Genomic DNA, 14,028 nt, shown 5'->3' with positions numbered 1-14,028 from the left:
CATGTCCGGCGCTTGGCTTCCCAACATCAATGTGCAGCCAGCGGCGCTGACTCGGCAGTGGCAGAGTGCAGCCTCAGGCTCAGAACCGCTATGCCTGCCCACACCAAAGGTACCGCCAACGCCAGAAAAAATCCTGACGGACCGCCCCAGGCCAGAAAACCGCCGCCTATCGCAGACCCCACAATGGCGCCAGCACGGCCCATACCGATGGACCAGCCCGTTGCCGTGGCACGCAATGCCGTGGGGTAGGAGCCCACGATCAGATAGTTCAGCGCAATCTGCTGGCCCCCAATGCCAAAGCCTGCGGCCCCAGCAAGCACAAACACCAGCGCCCAGTTCTGCCCCGCGACACTCAGACCCAACGCCACCGCAATGCCAACGGCGAACATCAGGATCAGCAAGCGACGCGTGTCAACGCGTGGCAACAGAAATGACAGCGGTATGGCGCAGATGATGAACACCGCATTGACAATCACCGTCCCCATTGGCGCATCTGCCGCAGGCAGACCCGCCGCCTTGAGCACCGTTGGCAGCCACGACAGCAGCATGAACCAGGCCACCCAGTTGAGCAGGTAGATGGCCCAGATCGCGACGGTTTTCCCGGCATTGCCGTCGGTGAACAGCGCACGCACGCTGGCCCTCTCCACTGCAGATTCGGGCACCGTGAAATGCACGCCCGCAGGCAACGGGCGGCTGAGAATCTTTGACAGCACTTTGGCGATATAGCGCTGCCCGTCGGCATCCCCTTGCGCGGCGCGGAAATACAGCGACTCCGGCAGCATCAGTGCGATGACTACCAGCATCGCCAGAGGCACCGCTCCCCCAACGATGAAGATGCCTTCCCAGCCAATCAGCGGCAGCATGCGCGCAGCAAGCAGCCCGCCCAGCATCGCACCGGCAGGCAGGCCCAGCAACACGCCGGTCATGATGGCACCACGGTGGCGGGCCGGCCCATACTCGGCCGCCAGCGCCAGCAGCACGGGCGTGCAGCCTCCCATGCCCAGCCCCGCGATGAAGCGCAGCACCAGGATATGGCTGGTGTCGGTGGACCAGGCCGTGGCAAGCGTTGCGCAGCCAAAGATCACCAGGCTCAGCATGATGGTCGGGCGACGCCCGATGCGGTCCCCCACCATACCCAGCGTCATGGCACCGATGGTCATGCCGATGATGCCGGCCGTGAGGATGGGGGCCAGCGAACCTGCAGGCAAATGGAAGGCAGCCAGAATGGCCGGCCCAGTGAAGGCAATGGCCTGCGTATCGAAACCATCGAACAGCGCAATGACAAAGCACAGTGCAAGCACCCGCCATTGGAAGGCGCCCAGCCGTTCGTTATCGATCAATGACGGAATCGCGTGTTCGGCAGCGGAGTTCATTGTCCAGTCTCCCGCTCAATCCAGACGGATGTTGCGTTCCTTGACAAGCCGGCTCCAGCGGTCCAGCTCCTGATTCAGGTGCGAGGCTAGCTCCTGCGGCGTGGAGCCGATAGGCTCTGCACCCACTCCGGCGAGCTTCTTCAGGGTGTCCGGCTGCTTCATCGCACTGTTGAGCACCTGATTGAGCCTGGCCAACACGGTGGCGGGCGTGCCCGCAGGCGCAAACACCGCAAACCAGGGCGACACCTCATAACCGGGCACGCCCGCCTCGGCGATGGTGGGCACGTCGGGCAGCGCGGATGAGCGCCTGGCCGTGGTCACGCCCAGGGCGCGCAGCTTGCCTGACTGGATATGCGGCCGCGCCGAAGTGATGCTGTCAAACATCAGATCGACCTGGCCACCGAGCATGTCAGTGACCGCCGGGCCGCTGCCCTTGTAGGGGACGTGCAGCAATTGCACACCGGCCAGCGCTGCAAACATTTCTCCTGCCAGGTGGATCGAGGTGCCGTTGCCGGCAGAGGCATAGGTGAGCTTGCCAGGCTCGCGCCGGGCATGGGCCAGCACGTCCTTGACGGACTTGTCGGCGCTCTTGGCCGCATTTACCACCAGCACATTGGGCACCACGGCCAGCAGGCTGATGGGGGCGAAATCCTTCACCGGGTCATAGCTCAGCTTGGTGTATAGCGCCGGGTTGGTCGCCATGCCTATGGACGTGATCATGATGGTGTAGCCATCGCCCGGCTGCTTGGCTACATAGTCTGCACCGATGTTGCCGCCGGCACCGGGCCTGTTCTCGATCACGAATGGCTGGCCCAGCTCCCGCGCGGCCTGGTCACCCAGGGTGCGGGCAATGGCATCCATCGCGCCACCAGGTGGAAAGGGCACCACCCACTTGATGGGCCTGCTGGGCCAGTTCGCTTCGGTCTGGGCGATAGCCACGCCGGGCAAAACAAGAGCTGCAGCAAACAGCGAAAGCATTCGTCGGTTCAGGTTCATGGCGATCCTCCGCATTCGGTCTACCGGATGGAAGAAGGGTGCTTGGCCAGCGGCGTCACCGTGATTTTCATGAACGGGAACAGCGGCAGCTGGCTCAGTGTGTCGTGCAGTTCGTCGTTGCTTGCTACGTCGAACACGCTGTAGTTGGCGTACTCGCCCACCACGCGCCACAGATGCGGCCATTTGCCCGAGTGCTGCAGCGCTTGCGAATAGGCCTTCTCCTCGGCCTTGATGCGCGCAGCCTCTTCGGACGGCAGGGTGGCAGGAATGTCGACGATCATGTGAACCAGATACAGCATGGGTTTTCCTTTGAGTGATCAGGTGCTGGCGAGAAAGTCCAGCACGGCTTGATTGAAGGCCTGGGGGGCCTCCAGATTCGAGAGATGGGATGCGAGCACCGTGGCGAATTGCGCGCCGGGAATTCCGGCTTGCATGGCTTGCGCGTCAGCCACGGTGGTAACCGGGTCGTTTTCGCCTGCCAGCAACAGCGTGGGTGTGAGAATCTTCCCGAGGCTGGCACGCAGATCCGAGGTTGCCAACGCCTCGCAGCAGGCGGCATAGCCTTCGGGGTCGATGCGTGCAATACCGTGCTGCGCGCGTCGCACAACTTCAGGGTTGGCACTCACGAAGCCTTCGGTAAACCAGCGACCCGGTGCGGAATTGGCGAGCTCTTGCATACCCGCGGCACCGCCGATGCGCACCATGGCGGCGCGTTCGCGCCAAGCCTGTTCGTTACCTATCTTTGCGGCGCTATTGCAGACAGCGATGGCATCAAAGCGCTGGCCCGCATGCACGCCCAGCCACAGCCCCGTGTGGCCGCCCATCGAGATGCCGCAAAAAGCAGCCTGCTCGACCTGCAGCGCATCGAGAACCGCCAGCGCGTCCTGGCCCAGGTCGTCAAAACTGTATGGCCCTGGCGTGACCGGACTGCCTCCATGGCCGCGTGTGTCATAGCGGATCAGCCGGTGACGCCCGGACAATGCCGCTACCTGCGGCGCCCACATCTCCAGGGTGGTACCCAGGGAGTTGCTCAGAATCAGCGCTGGCGCAGCAGGATCGCCATCGATGGCAACCCGGAAGTCGCCACGCTGGGTGGTCAGTTGGAAAGCTGCTTGGCTCATGGTTTCTCCACGCAAACGGGTTCAACGATCAAGGCAATGTTCGGGCCCACACCGATGCATATGGCGCGCAGGTCATACCAACCCGACGTTGTGCGGATGGCATCGCAAATGAATACGGTGCTCATCAGAAGCCCTCCTTTGCTGCGGCGGCGATCGGCAAGCCCACAATGCCTTCCAATGCCTCGCGGCTGAGACCGGGCACCCCGTCGATCCATTGCAGGCCTGCGCTCGTGCAAGCCAATGTCGCCAGATCGGTATAGATGCGCTTGACGCAGGCAAGGCCCGTCAGCGGATAGCTGCACTGCCTCACCAGCTTGCTCTCGCCCTTCTTGGTGAGCAGATCCATCATCACCCAGGTCTGCCGGGCTCCGACAGCCAGATCCATGGCGCCGCCAACAGCGGGAATGGCACCGGGCTCGCCCGTGCTCCAGTTGGCCAGATCACCGGTGGCCGACACCTGGAATGCGCCCAGCACGCAAATATCCAGATGGCCACCACGCATCATGGCAAAGCTGTCAGCATGGTGGAAGAAGGCCCCCCCGGGCAGCAGAGTCACTGGCTGCTTGCCGGCATTGATGAGGTCATAGTCCTCCTGCCCCTCGGGCGGCGCGGCCCCCATGCCCAGAATGCCGTTTTCGCTGTGCAGCACCACTTCCACCCCGGCGGGCAGATGGTTGGCTACCAGGGTGGGCATACCGATGCCCAGGTTCACATAGGCGCCGTCGTGGATGTCCTGCGCAATCCGCCTTGCCATTTCATCCTTGGTTCGGCGCTGGTAGTTCGTTGTCATTCCATGCTCCTTGCTGGATTTCAGCCTCTTGCCTTGAAGCCACCGGCTTCCGTCTTCACGCGCGGTACCTGCACCACTCGCTGCACGTGGATGCCGGGGGTGACAATGGCCTCGGGGTCCAGCGCGCCCAGCTCCGTCAATTCAAAGACGCTGGCGATGGTGGAGCGCGCGGCGGTGGCCATGACAGGGCCAAAGTTGCGCGCAGCCTTGCGGTAGGTCAGGTTGCCCCAACGGTCGCCACGCTCGGCCTGGACCAGCGCCACGTCGCCATGAATAGGCTGCTCAAAGACATACCAGCGGCCTTCGATCTGGCGTGTTTCCTTGCCCTTGGCCAGCTCGGTTCCATAGCCTGTGGGGCAGAAGAAGCCGCCAATACCGGCTCCTGCCGCCCGCAACCGTTCGGCCAAGTTGCCCTGTGGCACCAGTTCCAGCTCGATGCGGCCGCTGCGGTAAAGCGCATCGAACACCCAGGAATCGGCCTGGCGCGGAAAACTGCAAATGATCTTGCGCACCCGTCCAGCCTTGAGCAAGGCCGCCAAACCCTGGTCGCCATTGCCCGCGTTGTTGTTGACCAGGGTCAGGTCCTTGGCGCCCTGCTCGATCAAGCCTTCGATCAGTTCGACGGGAATGCCTGCCGTGCCAAAGCCCCCCACAAGTACCGTGGCGCCGTCTTTCACACCGTGTAAGGCATCGGCTACGGTGCGTACTGTTTTATCGATCATGCAAACTCCTCTCTGCGCGGTACCGCCGGATCAGACAACGGGGCGGGCTACAGCTCCTGAGACGCTGGGCAGTTCGGCCTTGCCGCTGTACCAGAGAATGAAGCAGCCGATGGCCAGCGCCGCCACGAGGCCGGGCACGGCAAACACCAGGAAATTCAGCTTCAGCGGCAGGGCCGCTGCCATCAGCCAGCCACCCAGCAGCGGACCAACGATGGCGCCCGTGCGGCCAATGCCCGAAGCCCATCCCAGCCCCGTGGAGCGAATGGCCAGCGGATAGAACTGCGCTGTATTGGCGTACAGCAGGATCTGCGTGCCGATGGTGGTGGCGCCCGCTATGGCGATCAGCAGGTACAGCACGGGCATCGGGCTGTTGAGGCCCAGCAGTGCGATTGACACCGTTCCCAGTGTGAAGAAGGCCACCACGACCTTGGGCAGACTGAAGCGATCGCCCAGCCAGCCACCGGCAATCGCACCGACCACCCCGCCGAAGTTCAGCATCAGCAGAAATGACAGGCTCGATCCCAGGCTGTAGCCGGCACCAGCCATCAGCTTGGGCAGCCAGGAGCCCAGCGCATACACCATCAGCAGGCAGCAGAAGAAGGACAGCCAGATCATGAAGGTACCCATCGCACGGCCCTGCTGGAACAGATCAAGCATGGGCACGCTCGCGCCCTTCGCATCGGCCTGTACCAGATGCACATCGGCACCCAGTTGCACGAGAGGCGCCACCTGGCCCAGCATCTGGCGCGCCTTGACCTGCTGACCCTGGCGCAGCAGAAAGCCGACCGACTCCGGCAACTTCCACAGAATGACGGGCAGCAGCACCAACGGTACGGCAGCGGCCCAGAACATGGACTGCCAGCCAAAGCGCGGCAGCATGTAGATACCCAGGCCGGCGCACAGCACGCCGCCCAGCGAGTAGCCGCTGAACATGATGGCCACCAAGGTGCTACGAGCGCGCTTGGGCGCATACTCATTTACCAGCGCCACGGCATTGGGCATCAGGCCGCCGCAGCCCAGGCCCGCGATGAAGCGAAAAATGCCAAACTCGGTGGGTGTCGAGGCAAAGCCACTCAGAAAGGTCGAGACGCTGAAGAGCACGAAGCTGATGGCCACGCCCTTCTTGCGGCCAATGCGGTCCGCCAGTGGGCCGAATACGAAAGCGCCAAACATCATGCCGAACAGCGCATAGCTACCCAGCGCGCCAGCCTCCACCGGGGTCAGCCCCCATTCCTTCATCAACACCGGCAGCACTGCGCCATAGATGAACAGGTCATACCCGTCAAACACCAGCAACAAGGCGCACAGGAGCGTCACCATCCAGTGAAATCGGGTGAAGCGGGCGTTGTCAATGATCTGGTTGACTTCAATTGTCTTCATGTCGGTCTCCTGCTGTTTTTCTGTGTCAGGACTGAGTCTTTCAGCCTGGTTTGGTCTGGCCAGCTGGCAGCACCGCCACGGCCTTGATTTCCACGATGTAGCCCGGCGCACCGCCAAGCATGTGCGCACCAACTGCCGTCCACGCCGGCAGCGGATGCGTTTTGAAGTAGCGGTTGCGCACCTGCATGAACAAGGGCAGGTCGCGCATGTCCGTATGAAAGCTCGTCAGGTCGACCACATCTGCAAGCGACGCACCCGCCGCCTCCAGTACGAGCCGCAGGTTGTCGAACGCCTGCGCGATCTGGGCCTCACGGGCCTCAACCAGTTGCATCGACGAATCTCGCCCGATCTGGCCCGACACATAGACGGTATTGCCCACTTTCAAGGCGGGGGCGTAGCCGATCTTTTCATATACCGCCTCCATTCCCGGCGGAATAACGGCTTTGCGATCACACATGGAATCTCCTTGCCCGGCGAGCGAGCGCCGGTTTTCAGGGTGGGAATGGAAGGTGCGGAAGCTGCCGGTCAGCCGTTGTCACCACCTGCTACCGGCAGCACGGCGCCCGTGATGTAGGCAGCTTCATCCGATGCCAGGAACAGAATCGGCCCGACCTGGTCGTCCAGACTGCCGTAGCGCTTGAAAAAGCTCGATTCGGTGACCTGCTGAACCGCTTCACCCATCCATACCTGCTCTTGCGCGCTGTCGCCCTCCGCGTTGCGAGGTACCCGTCTGGGCGGCGCTTTGGTTCCGCCCGGCGCGGTTGCAACGACACGGACGTGCTGCTGCGCATACTCCATCGCCAGCGCCTGCGTCAAGGCATTGACACCGCCCTTGGCCGCCGAGTACGGCACGCGGCGAATGCCGCGCGTGGCGTTCGATGAAACGTTGACGATGGTGCCGCCGCCGCGCTCCAGCAGATGCGGCAGCACGGCATGGCAGGCATACAGCGTGGGCATCAGCGAGCGGCGAATTTCCGCATCGATCTGTGTGGGCTCGAAATCCGCATAGGGCCGCATGCGGATGGCTCCGCCCACGCCGTTGATCAGAATGTCGATTCCGCCAAACGTCTTCACCGCAAACGCCATCGCAGCGTCGGCGCCTTCATAGGTTTCGAGATCGGCGACAAAGCCCACAGCGTGTGGGCTGCCCGCCTCGGCCGCCACATCGGTGATGAAATCGGCGCGGTCGACAAACAGCACCTTGCCGCCTTCGGCCACGGCGCGTAGCGCTACTCCGCGTCCGATGCCCTGAGCAGCGCCAGTGACCACCATCACCTTGCCGGAAAACCGCTGGTTCATGTTCGTATTTGCACTCATGACGCCACCGTCTGGTTGGGTGTGAACTTCTCGTAGTGGAAGCTTGCGGGCGCAATGCCTTCTGCCTTGAAGTGCTTTTGCACCGCCTCCACCATGGGCGGCGGGCCGCACAGGTAGACATCGACGTTGCCGCTGTGCAGCACCTCGGGTGCCAGGTGCTGGGTCACATAGCCCTGGCGCGGATGCGTGGTCTGCGGATCGGCGACGCAGGTGCTGAACGTGAAGCCAGAGATGCGGGCAGCATACGCCTCTAGCCGATCGACCATCACCAGGTCTTGGTCACGGGTCACGCCATAGACCAGATGCACGGGTTGACTCGTGCCGTGCATGGCCAGCACCTCCAGCATGGACAGAAACGGCGCCAGCCCTGTGCCGCCAGCCAAGAACAACAGCGGGCGTGTCACCGAGCGCAGATAAAAACTGCCCAGCGGCCCGGTCATCTCCAGCATCTGCCCAGACTGTGCTGTGCCCAGCCAGGTGCTCATCAGGCCGTCTGGCACCTGTTTGATCATGAAGCTCATGTGCTGCGCGCCGGGCATCGAACTGAATGAATAGGACCGGTGCTGGCCACTGCCCGGCACACCGATGTTCACATACTGGCCCGGGAGGAACACTGGCGCCGTATCGGCGACATCCAGCACCAGTTCATAGGCTGCATCGCCAAAGGGCCCTACCTGTGCCACAGTCGCCTGGAAGGCAGCGGTACCCGTCTTGCAAGCGCTGGATGGCACGGGCACGGAGATCACGCAGTCCGACCTGGGTACCATCTGGCAGGTCAGCACCAGGCCCTCGGCGGCTTCGTCCCCCGTCAGCGCGTCCTCAATGTAGTCGTCTCCCAGGTCGTAAGCGCCGCTTTCGGCCTTGCATTTGCAGGTGCCACAGACACCGTCGGAGCAGTCCATGGGCAGGTTGATGCGATGGCGGAAGGCCGCATCCAGCACCTTTTCGTTGGCACTGCAATCCACGAAACGGGTCACCCCGTCTTCAAAATTCAGTGCAATGCGATAGCTGTTCATTGTCGATCTCCCTGGTGGTCAGATGTGATAGACATCGATGACCTGACGGATGTAGTCGTTCTTCAGAACAATCTTCTTGCGCCCAATCAGAAAGCCGCCATCCGCCTTGCGCAACGTGACGAACACGGTGCCGAAGAAGTGATCGGTCAGCTTGTAGCGGTGGCTCAAGGTATGAAAGTTGTAGCGCACATCCACCGTATCGCTGTGCTCGGCCAATACCTCCACATTGGTAATCATGTGGTTGGTGCGTGGCTCGGGCATGGAGGCGCTGGAGCGCTCTGTCTTGATGCGGAAGACCCGGTCTTCCAGGCCGTTGCGGTTGGGGTAGTAGATCAGCGAGATCTGGCTTTGCGGATCATCGGTGAGCCGGTCGTCATCGTCCCAGGCGGGCATCCAGTACTCGGCATCGGGGGCGTACAGCGCCAGCCAGGGCTCCCATTCGCGGTCATCCAGATGGCGCGCCTCGCGATAGAGAAAGGCGCAGATGGCGTTGTATTCCATGGAGGCAGCAGCGTTCATGGCTGAACTCCTTCCCGTTCCTGCTTCAAAGCCTGGCGCATCGTCCTGGCCCAGTAGCTGTGCTGACACACGAACAGGCCTTCGTCTTCGCTACGCTCTCCGCTGAGCAAGGGATTCATGCCCATTTTTCTTGCGTTTTCGTCGGGTCCGTCGATCCACAGCGGCTCGCCACGGCTCATGTCGTTCCAGCGCACGGCCGTGCCGGCATACCCAGCCTGGCAGGCTCGGAACTCCTCCAGATCATCCGCCGTCCCCATGCCGGAGACATTGAAGAAGTCCTCGTACTGGCGGATGCGGATGGCGCGGTCTTCGGCGCTTTCGCCCTTGGGGCCGAAACAGAAGATGCTGATCTCGGTCTGGTTCACGCTCAGCGGCCTGGCAACACGGATCTGCGTGCCGAACTGGTCCATCAGGAATACATTGGGGTAGAGGCACAGGTTGCGGGTCTGGCTGACGATGATGTCCGCGCGCTCCTGGCCGACGCGCTGGGCGAGTTGCTCGCGCTGGTTCCAGATCGGACGCACCTCGGGATTCAAGGTATTGGTCCACAGCAGGATATGGCCATTCTCGAAGCCATAGACGCCGGCCACCGATTTGCTCCAGTTGTTGGCATCAGTGGCCTTGGTGCCCTCCTCGTGGCGGCGGCCCATGGTGGCCGCATAGTTCCAATGCACCGAGCTGACGTGGTAGCCATCGCAGCCGTTCTCCATCTGCATCTTCCAGTTGCCGTCATAGATGTAGCTGGAGTTGCCACGCAGCACCTCCAGACCATGGGGCGCCTGGTCCACAATCTGGTCGATGATGACTTTCGTCTCGCCCAGGTAGTCCTCCAGTGGCTGCACGTTGGGGTTCAGGCTGCCGAACAGAAAACCACGGTAACTCTGGAACCGCGCTACCTTGGTCAGATCGTGCGAACCGTTCTGGTTGAAGGAGACTGGGTATTCGGTTGTTTTCTCGTCCTTGACCTTGAGCAGCTTGCCGCTGTTGTTGAAGGTCCAGCCATGGAATGGGCAGGTAAAGCTGCCCTTGTTGCCATGTTTGCGGCGACACAGCATGGCGCCCTTGTGCGCGCAGGCATTGATCACCGCATGCAGTTCGCCCTGCTTGTCGCGGGTGACAATGATGGGCTGGCGACCGATCGTGGTGGTGTAGTAGTCGTTGTTGTCTGGAATCTGGCTTTCGTGTGCCAGATAGACCCAGTTCGATTCGAAAAGGTACTTCATCTCCAGTTCGAACAGCTCGGGATTGGTGAATATGTCGCGGCGGCAGCGAAAGACACCGGTCTCCTTGTCGTCTTGCACCGCCGTTTCCAGCAGCGTCTCGACAGCGTCGTATTTGTCAGCAGCAGTCGTGTTCATGGTAGGGTTTCGTTGGGGTGCAGCCATCCCCCGTGGCGCTCGGCCACGGTCTGGCTCTAACAGGGAAACAGGGGAGGTTCAGGCCGCCAGGCGCGGACGGTCGACGATCTGGTTGTCGACACCGTCGACCAGGGCGCTGAGCGTCAGGTCGAATTCGATCTCCGCGAACGGGCCACTCAAACCGTTGGCCTGGATGCTCGCCGCATCGCTGCGCTCCACCAGCGGGGGCACCAGGCCTTCACGGGTCGCGTAGGCAAAGTCATCGAACACCAGCGGATCGCCATCGATGTTGATCTGCGTGGTCAGCTTGCGGTGGCCGTTGGCCGTGACAAACAAGTGGATGTGCGCGGGACGGTTGCCGTGCCGGCCCAGTTGATCGAGCAGTGCCTGCGTGGGCCCATCGGGCGGACAGCCGTACCCCACGGGCACGATGCTCTGGAACTTGTAGCGGCCTTGCGCATCGGCAATGATGGTGCGACGCATGTTGAATGGCTTTTGCTCGCCAGTCGGATCGAAATGGGAGTAAAAGCCCTTTGTGTTGGCGTGCCATACCTCGACCTGCGCACCGGGAACCGGCTTGCCATCCGCGCCGTAGATGGTGCCGTGCATGATGAGCGTGTGACCGGCTGTGTCGCTGCCGTCATCCAGTCGTGCAAAGCCCTGCGCCACTGGCGCACCCGCCACATACAGCGGGCCTTCGATGGTTCGCGGCGTACCGTTCTTCACTCCCAGCGCCTCGTCCTCTGCGTCCATCCGCATGTCGAAGTAGCGGTCCAGGCCCAGACCGGGAGACAGCAGGCCAGCCTCCCCACGGGAGCCCAGCTGATTCAGGTAAGCCACCCCGGCCCAGTATTCGTCCGATGTGATGTCCAGGTCTTCGATGGCCTTGAACAGGTCGGACAGGATGCGGTGGATGACCTGTTTGGCGCGTGGGTTGCCGCCGTCATTGGTCAGGCCGCTGGCCAGGCGCAGAAAGTCCTGCACTTGCGAGGTGTTGAAAATTTGAACGCTCATCGCAGTCTCCTTTTTATGGATGCTTCGTGGAAAAGGTGGGAAGAAATCAGGTCAGGCCGCAGCGCCAACGGATATGCGGGGGCGATCACGACGGAAATGCTGTATCCGGTCTTCGTCCAGCGTGACGCCCAGCCCCGGCGCAGCCGGCACTGTCAGATGGAAATCCTTGTATTCGAGAGGCGTGGTCAGGATGTCTTCGGTGAGCAGCAGCGAGCCAAACAGCTCGGTGCCCCATTGCAGCTCGCGGAATGTGGAGAACGCATGGGCCGACGCAATGGTGCCTACCCCGCCTTCCAGCATGGTTCCTCCATAGAGCCCGATACCCGCTGCATCGGCAATGGCGGCTACCTGTTGTGCGGCCTGCAATCCGCCGGACTGCTCCGTCTTGATGGCAAAGACGTCCGCGCCCGCCGCTCGTGCCAACGTAAAGGCCGAAGCAGGGCCGGTCAGTGATTCATCGGCCATGATGGCAATCGGATAGCGGCCCTTGAGGCGCGCGAGCACCTCAGCGCTGGCCACCGGCTGCTCGGCCAGCTCGCAGCCAGCATCCACCAGCCCTGCCAGTCCGCGGTGTGCGTCCAGCTCACTCCATGCCATGTTCACATCCACCCGCACCGATGCTTTGTCACCCAGCGCCTTCTTGACGGCTGCCACGTGCGCCACATCGTCACGCACTGGCTTGAGGCCGATCTTGAGCTTGAAGATCTGGTGGCGGCGCGTCTCCAGCATGCGCTGCGCTTCCTCGATGTCGCGCCCCGTATCGCCGGAAGCCAATGTCCATGCCACGGGCAGGCGCTCGCGCAGCCTACCGCCCAGCAGCTCGGAGACGGGCAATCCCTTGCGTTGGCCCAAAGCGTCAAACAGGGCCGTCTCGACGGCGCACTTGGCAAAACGGTTGTCGCGGATGGTCTTGCCCAGGCGGGCCATCAGCGCCGACACGCGGTTGGCATCCGCGCCCCGTATCTGCGGCGCGAAATAAGTGTCAATGGCCAGCTTCATGCCCTCTGGCGACTCGGCGCCGTAGGCCAAGCCTCCAATGGTGGTGCCTTCGCCAATACCCACGGTGCCGTCCGAACAGCGCACGCGCACCAGCATCAAAGTCTGGCCGTTCATCGTCGCCACCGACAGTTTGTGCGGGCGAATGGTCGGCAGATCGACCAGCAGGGTCTCGATCTGATCCACGACAACCGTGCCTGCAGAAAGCAACGTTGGGTGCTGAGGGCTGTGTGTGTTTTGCATGGCTCGTATTTAACGACGGCACCCCCGCTGCAATCCAAGACCAAATTGATCTCAATCAATACCTCAAAGGTATAGTTAATCAATTACCCATTTAAAAACAATCATTTAAAATCTCTCAATCCCATCTGAATATGGTTTTCCCGTATGGATTTGCGCCAGATTCGCTATTTCGTGGCCGTAGCGACCACCCGTAATTTCACCCGCGCGGCGGAACAGATGCATATCGCGCAGCCGCCACTCAGCCGCCAGATCCAGCAGTTGGAGGATGAACTGGGTGTGCAACTCGTCCAGCGCAACAGCCGCCCGGTGCGCCTGACCGAAGCGGGACGGCTGTTCTACGAGCAGGCACTACAGGTGCTGCACCGGGTGGATCAGATGAAAAACGCCGCCCGGCAGGTGGGACGCAGCCAGCGACAATCGATCTCGATTGCGTATGTGGCGTCCACGTTGTATGGCGGACTCCCCATGCTGGTGCGCATGTTCCGCAAGCGCTACCCGGACACCGATGTCCACCTGGTCGACATGGGGTCCATTCAGCAGATCCAGGAGCTCAAATCCGGCCGCATCGATCTGGGCTTCGGCCGCATCCGGACCAACGACAGCTCGGTGGCGCGCACCGTGCTGCGCGAGGAAAAGCTGGCCCTCGCAATCGCACCGGGATCGCCGCTGGCAGCCGATGGTGGCCGCATCACCCTGCAGGCATTGGCAGACCAGCGCCTGATCGTCTACCCCAAGGACCCGCGCCCGAGCTTTGCCGACCACGTGCTCGGCCTGTTGCATGACCAGGGCATCCAGCCCGTCGAAGTCCACGAAGTGCGCGAGTTGCAGGCTGCGCTGGGCCTGGTGGCCGCAGAGATGGGCGTGTGCATCATGCCGGCAGCGGCGCGGCTGCGCTCCGACCTGGTCTACCGTCTGATCGATGACGAGCGAGCCACCTCGCCCATCATCCTCAGCCACCGGTTCAACGATGATTCCTGGTATATCGCTGCGATCAAACAGTTGATTGCCGAGATGTATGCCCAGAATCCGCCCTGGCTGGATTTCGAGACCAACGCATTCCCGGCTGCAGATGCAAAGGCAAGGCCGCGCGCATAGCATCAAGCCCGTCACTTGAGCAATGCTGCCAGAATTGCCAGAGATTCATTCAGTTCTTCCCAACTGGCGCCGCCCAGGCAGATTCGCA

The 14,028-nt window shown here is 62.1% G+C and carries 16 protein-coding genes; 1 reads left to right on the top strand and 15 read right to left on the bottom strand.

Going from position 1 to position 14,028, the window contains the following annotated elements; translation table 11 throughout:
- Positions 1-26: 26 nt before the first annotated feature.
- The 15 genes from ABIE32_RS15780 to ABIE32_RS15710 form a co-directional block, all read right to left on the bottom strand.
- On the bottom strand, positions 27-1,373 hold the full coding sequence (locus tag ABIE32_RS15780) for an MFS transporter (protein WP_429017547.1): 1,347 nt from the start codon (positions 1,371-1,373) through the stop codon (positions 27-29).
- A gap of 15 nt (positions 1,374-1,388) precedes the next feature.
- Positions 1,389-2,369, bottom strand: coding sequence for a Bug family tripartite tricarboxylate transporter substrate binding protein (locus ABIE32_RS15775; protein WP_224149291.1), 981 nt, complete (start codon positions 2,367-2,369; stop codon positions 1,389-1,391).
- Positions 2,370-2,389: 20 nt separating this feature from the next.
- The gene (gene catC, locus ABIE32_RS15770) at positions 2,390-2,668 is read right to left on the bottom strand and encodes a muconolactone Delta-isomerase (RefSeq protein WP_224149292.1); all 279 of its coding nucleotides are present in this window, start codon (positions 2,666-2,668) and stop codon (positions 2,390-2,392) included.
- Positions 2,669-2,686: 18 nt separating this feature from the next.
- Positions 2,687-3,490 (bottom strand): 3-oxoadipate enol-lactonase, encoded by an 804-nt coding sequence (pcaD, locus tag ABIE32_RS15765; protein WP_429017544.1) that lies wholly within the window; start codon positions 3,488-3,490, stop codon positions 2,687-2,689.
- Positions 3,487-3,615 (bottom strand): hypothetical protein, encoded by a 129-nt coding sequence (locus ABIE32_RS15760; protein WP_429017543.1) that lies wholly within the window; start codon positions 3,613-3,615, stop codon positions 3,487-3,489. The genes pcaD and ABIE32_RS15760 overlap by 4 nt, the downstream gene beginning before the upstream one ends.
- Entirely contained in the window at positions 3,615-4,280 is a 666-nt protein-coding gene (locus ABIE32_RS15755) for a 3-oxoacid CoA-transferase subunit B (protein ID WP_429017541.1), read from the bottom strand. Before ABIE32_RS15755 ends, ABIE32_RS15760 begins: the two co-directional genes overlap by 1 nt.
- A gap of 20 nt (positions 4,281-4,300) precedes the next feature.
- Positions 4,301-5,002, bottom strand: a complete 702-nt coding sequence (locus tag ABIE32_RS15750) for a 3-oxoacid CoA-transferase subunit A (protein ID WP_429017539.1) — start codon at positions 5,000-5,002, stop codon at positions 4,301-4,303.
- A 30-nt stretch (positions 5,003-5,032) separates the two neighbouring features.
- On the bottom strand, positions 5,033-6,382 hold the full coding sequence (locus ABIE32_RS15745) for an MFS transporter (protein ID WP_429017537.1): 1,350 nt from the start codon (positions 6,380-6,382) through the stop codon (positions 5,033-5,035).
- A gap of 40 nt (positions 6,383-6,422) precedes the next feature.
- The gene (locus ABIE32_RS15740; RefSeq protein WP_429017535.1) at positions 6,423-6,839 is read right to left on the bottom strand and encodes a RidA family protein; all 417 of its coding nucleotides are present in this window, start codon (positions 6,837-6,839) and stop codon (positions 6,423-6,425) included.
- 68 nt (positions 6,840-6,907) lie between these two features.
- On the bottom strand, positions 6,908-7,681 hold the full coding sequence (gene benD / locus ABIE32_RS15735; RefSeq protein ID WP_429017671.1) for a benzoate diol dehydrogenase BenD: 774 nt from the start codon (positions 7,679-7,681) through the stop codon (positions 6,908-6,910).
- A gap of 14 nt (positions 7,682-7,695) precedes the next feature.
- Positions 7,696-8,715, bottom strand: coding sequence for a benzoate 1,2-dioxygenase electron transfer component BenC (gene benC / locus ABIE32_RS15730; protein WP_429017533.1), 1,020 nt, complete (start codon positions 8,713-8,715; stop codon positions 7,696-7,698).
- A gap of 18 nt (positions 8,716-8,733) precedes the next feature.
- On the bottom strand, positions 8,734-9,234 hold the full coding sequence (benB, locus tag ABIE32_RS15725; RefSeq protein WP_429017531.1) for a benzoate 1,2-dioxygenase small subunit: 501 nt from the start codon (positions 9,232-9,234) through the stop codon (positions 8,734-8,736).
- On the bottom strand, positions 9,231-10,592 hold the full coding sequence (locus tag ABIE32_RS15720; RefSeq protein ID WP_429017530.1) for a Rieske 2Fe-2S domain-containing protein: 1,362 nt from the start codon (positions 10,590-10,592) through the stop codon (positions 9,231-9,233). The genes benB and ABIE32_RS15720 overlap by 4 nt, the downstream gene beginning before the upstream one ends.
- Before the next feature lie 78 nt (positions 10,593-10,670).
- On the bottom strand, positions 10,671-11,606 hold the full coding sequence (catA, locus tag ABIE32_RS15715; RefSeq protein ID WP_224149302.1) for a catechol 1,2-dioxygenase: 936 nt from the start codon (positions 11,604-11,606) through the stop codon (positions 10,671-10,673).
- A 51-nt stretch (positions 11,607-11,657) separates the two neighbouring features.
- Positions 11,658-12,845: a muconate/chloromuconate family cycloisomerase gene (locus ABIE32_RS15710; RefSeq protein ID WP_429017528.1), complete on the bottom strand. Its 1,188-nt coding sequence runs from the start codon at positions 12,843-12,845 to the stop codon at positions 11,658-11,660.
- Between the two features lie 144 nt (positions 12,846-12,989).
- On the opposite strand from ABIE32_RS15710, the gene ABIE32_RS15705 reads away from it, so the two are divergent.
- Positions 12,990-13,940: a LysR family transcriptional regulator gene (locus ABIE32_RS15705; protein WP_224149304.1), complete on the top strand. Its 951-nt coding sequence runs from the start codon at positions 12,990-12,992 to the stop codon at positions 13,938-13,940.
- Positions 13,941-14,028 lie beyond the last annotated feature (88 nt).

It is taken from the genome of Comamonas sp. 4034 (genome assembly GCF_050434545.1).
In the GTDB taxonomy this organism is placed as follows: domain Bacteria; phylum Pseudomonadota; class Gammaproteobacteria; order Burkholderiales; family Burkholderiaceae_C; genus Comamonas; species Comamonas odontotermitis.
The sequence above is the reverse complement of the archived record's forward strand: the minus strand, read 5'-3'. Positions and strand labels throughout refer to the sequence as shown.